Source organism: Streptococcus pseudopneumoniae, from assembly GCF_001074975.1.
GTDB lineage: Bacteria > Bacillota > Bacilli > Lactobacillales > Streptococcaceae > Streptococcus > Streptococcus pseudopneumoniae_D.
On sequence record NZ_JUUO01000026.1, the window covers coordinates 1 to 3,968 of the forward strand.

At 43.0% G+C, this 3,968-nt stretch carries 2 protein-coding genes; one reads left to right on the forward strand and one right to left on the reverse strand.

Going from position 1 to position 3,968, the window contains the following annotated elements; all coding sequences use genetic code 11:
- Positions 1-94 precede the first annotated feature (94 nt).
- Positions 95-2,461 carry an ATP-dependent RecD-like DNA helicase gene (locus ADI86_RS01135; RefSeq protein WP_049531432.1) on the forward strand — a complete coding sequence of 789 codons (2,367 nt, stop codon included), beginning with the start codon at positions 95-97 and terminating at the stop codon, positions 2,459-2,461.
- 47 nt (positions 2,462-2,508) lie between these two features.
- Here the strand turns inward: ADI86_RS01135 and tig are convergent, their stop codons facing one another.
- On the reverse strand, positions 2,509-3,792 hold the full coding sequence (gene tig, locus ADI86_RS01140; protein WP_049531433.1) for a trigger factor: 1,284 nt from the start codon (positions 3,790-3,792) through the stop codon (positions 2,509-2,511).
- Positions 3,793-3,968 lie beyond the last annotated feature (176 nt).

Here is a 3,968-nt window from a genome sequence, read left to right on the forward strand (position 1 = left end):
AGGCTGTACTTGAGTACGGCAAGGCGAAGCTGACGTGGTTTGAATTTGATTTTCGAAGAGTATTAACTCTCACCTATTTATGCAAAGGAATCTTATGGAAGTTTATTTTTCAGGAACCATTGAACGGATTATTTTTGAAAATCCCAGCAATTTTTATCGTATCCTCCTCCTAGAAATCGACGATACGGACGCAGAGGACTTTGATGATTTTGAAATTATTGTCACCGGTACCATGGCTGACGTGATTGAGGGAGAAGACTATACTTTTTGGGGACAAATTGTCCAGCACTCCAAGTATGGAGAACAACTGCAAATCAGCCGGTATGAACGCGCAAAACCAACTAGCAAGGGGCTGGTTAAATACTTTTCTAGTAATCATTTCAAGGGGATTGGTCTCAAGACAGCTCAGAAAATTGTGGATACCTATGGTGACAACACCATTGACGAGATTCTGCAACACCCAGAAAAGCTAGAAGGCATCGCAGGACTCTCTGCCAAAAATCGCGAGGCTTTCGTCTCCACTCTCCGCCTCAACTACGGAACGGAGATGGTCTTGGCCAAACTAGCCAACTACGGCATTCCCAATAAACTAGCCTTTCAGATTCAAGACTTTTACAAGGAAGAAACCCTTGATGTGGTCGAAAATTATCCCTACCAATTGGTTGAGGATATCAAGGGTTTGGGCTTTACTATTGCTGACCAATTAGCAGAGGAACTAGGCATCGAAAGTCAGGCTCCTGAGCGCTTCCGTGCCGGTCTAGTTCACAGTCTTTTTCAGGCCTGTATGGAGACAGGGGACACCTATGTTGAAGCACGGGATTTGCTGGAACAAACCCTTACTCTCCTTGAGTCTTCCCGCCCCGTGGAACTGGATCCCAGCCAAGTAGCCCAAGAACTCTCCTACCTGATTGAAGAAGACAAGGTTCAGCAGATTGATACCAAGATTTTTGACAATAGCCTCTTTTTCGCTGAGGAAGGCATCCGTAGTCACTTGGTTCGTATCCTTGAAAAAGGAAAACAAAAGAGTCATGATTTAGAAACCATTCAAAAACATATCACTACTGTCGAGGAAGATCTGGGGATTGAGTATGATAGCATTCAAAAACAAGCTATCTGTGATGCGATCCAGAATAAGGTCTTTATCCTGACAGGTGGGCCTGGTACTGGTAAGACAACGGTTATCAATGGTATTATCGCTGTTTATGCCCTTTTAGAAGGACTTGACCTCAGGAAAAAAAGCAATCTGCCCATTCTTCTTGCTGCTCCAACTGGACGAGCCGCTCGGCGCATGAATGAATTGACAGGCTTGCCTAGCGCGACCATACACCGTCACTTGGGAATGACAGGTGACGATGATACCAGTCATCTGGAAGATTATCTGGATGCTGACTTTATCATCGTAGATGAATTTTCCATGGTTGATACCTGGCTGGCCAATCAACTCTTCTCCAACATCTCTTCTAACAGTAAGATTCTCATCGTGGGTGACAGCGACCAGCTCCCGTCTGTCAGCCCTGGACAAGTTCTAGCGGATCTGCTTCATATTCCCTTGATTCCTCAGACTCGCTTGGAAAAAATTTACCGACAAAGCGAAGAATCAACCATCGTCACCCTAGCTAGTCAGATTCGACAGGGCATCTTACCAGCCGATTTCACCCAGAAAAAAGCAGACCGTTCCTACTTTGAAATTGCTAGTGGCCATATTCCTGCTACGATTGAGAAAATCTTAGGCGCTGCCCTCAGGAGTGGTATTCCTGCCCGTGATATCCAAGTTTTGGCTCCCATGTACCGAGGGACTGCAGGGATTGATGCCATCAACCAGCTCATGCAAGATCTTCTCAATCCACCACAAAAAGACCAACTCAGTTTTGAAGCTCCCCAGTGCCACTATCGCAAGGGAGACAAGGTCATTCATTTGGTCAACGATGCTGAAATCAATGTCTTTAATGGAGATTTAGGAGCTATCACAGACCTGATTCCTGGTAAATACACTGAGTCAAAACAAGACGAAATTGTCATTGATTTTGATGGCAATGAAGTCTCTTACCCACGTAACGAATGGTACAAGATTCGCCTAGCCTATGCCATGAGCATCCATAAGTCCCAGGGAAGTGAGTTCCCTGTTGTCATCCTGCCCATTACCAGTGCTAGCAGGCGTATGCTGGAGCGCAATCTCATCTATACAGCCATTACACGCGCCAAAAGTAAACTTATCTTACTAGGCGAATTACAGGCCTTTGATTATGCTACCCAACATATCGGAACCGCCCGAAAAACCTATCTGATTGAACGCTTCAGTGATTTATTGGAGAATGTTGAAGAAAAGCAACAAACTGCCTCTGAAACAGTCACATCAAGCGCCTCTGAAGAATCCTACATCCTAACCGAAGAAAACTGGGACAGCATCCCGGCCATGATTGGGATTACAGATGCAGACCTCAAAGAGATTTTTGGAAAATAGTGCACAAGAAAACCCACCAATTCAGGTGGGCTTTTATCTTATTAAGATTATTTAACTGTTGCTGTGCTTGTAATCAATTCAACAGCTTTTTTGATTGTGATATCGTGTTTCAACATATCAGCTGAAAGCAAGCTTTGTACTTGAGCAACTTCCATGTTGTAGTCTGCTGCCAATTGCTCAACTTCTTTTTTGATTTCTTCTTCTGAAGCATCAAATCCTTCAGCTTTGGCAACTGCTTCGATAACAAGGTTAGTCTTAGTACGTGACTCAGCTTCTGCTTGGTATTGATTGTGAAGGTCTTCTTGAGTAGTTCCAGTGATTTGGAAGTACATGTCAGGGTTGATACCTTGACGTTGCAAGTTTCCAAGGAATTCGTTTACTGAACGGTGAACTTCTTCGTGAATCATTTCTTCTGGAAGTTCTACGATTTCAGCGTTTTCTACAGCTTTATCGATTGCTGCACCTTCTACTGCATCTTTGTAAGCTTCTGCTTTAGCTTCAGCCAATTCCTTGCGGTATTTTTCTTTCAATTCAGCAAGTGTTTCAACTTCTTCATCGATGTCTTTTGCAAGCTCATCGTCAAGAGCTGGAACTTCTTTAGCTTTTACTTCGTGGATAGTTGTTACAAATTTAGCTTCTTTACCTGCAAGGTCTTCTGCTTGGTAGTCTTCTGGGAATGTTACGATAACATCAACAGTTTCACCAGCTGAATGACCTACCAATTGATCTTCGAAACCAGGGATGAATTGACCTGAACCAAGTCCAAGTGAGAAGTTTTCACCTTTTCCGCCATCAAATTCAACACCGTCGATAGAACCAACGAAGTCGATAACAACAGTGTCGCCATTTTCAGCAGCAGCTTCCTTGATAACCAATTCAGCCAAGTTGTTGCGTTCGCGTTCGATACGCTCTTCAACGTCAGCGTCAGTTACTTCTTTTTCTACATCTACTGATACTTCAAGGTTTTTGTAGTCACCCAATTTTACTTCAGGTTTTGTAACAACTTCAGCAGTGATAACCCAGTCTTGACCTTTTTCCATTGAAGTTACATCAATTTTTGGTTGAGCAACAACTTCAAGGCCCGCTTCTTTTACAGCTGCTTCATAAGCGTTTGGCAAAAGAGCGTTCATAACGTCTTGGTAAAGTGATTCTTCACCAAATTTTTTGTCGAAGATAGGACGTGGAAGGTGACCTTTACGGAAACCTGGAACATTAAGAGATTTCTTCACTGAGTTGAAGACACGGTCCAATTCTGGTTTGATTTGGTCTTGAGAGATAGTGAAAGTCAAGACACCACGGTTTGTTTCTTTGTTTTCAAATGATACAGACATTCTGTCATTTCTCCTTAAAATTTTTTAAATACAGTCTATTATAACATAAATGAGCGACTTTTTTCAAGTAATGAATGCGCTTTTCAATCATGCTAGAGGTACTCTTGCTTCTTTCGTAACTTCTCAAAGTAACTTCCACCTCTCTCCCAAAACTGGAAGTTAGTCTCAGACGACGA

Excerpts from the sequence above, each read along its gene's own strand:
- ADI86_RS01135 (WP_049531432.1), top strand. The coding sequence starts at position 95 with ATGGAAGTTTATTTTTCAGGAACCATTGAACGGATTATTTTTGAAAAT.
- tig (WP_049531433.1), bottom strand. The coding sequence starts at position 3,792 with ATGTCTGTATCATTTGAAAACAAAGAAACAAACCGTGGTGTCTTGACT.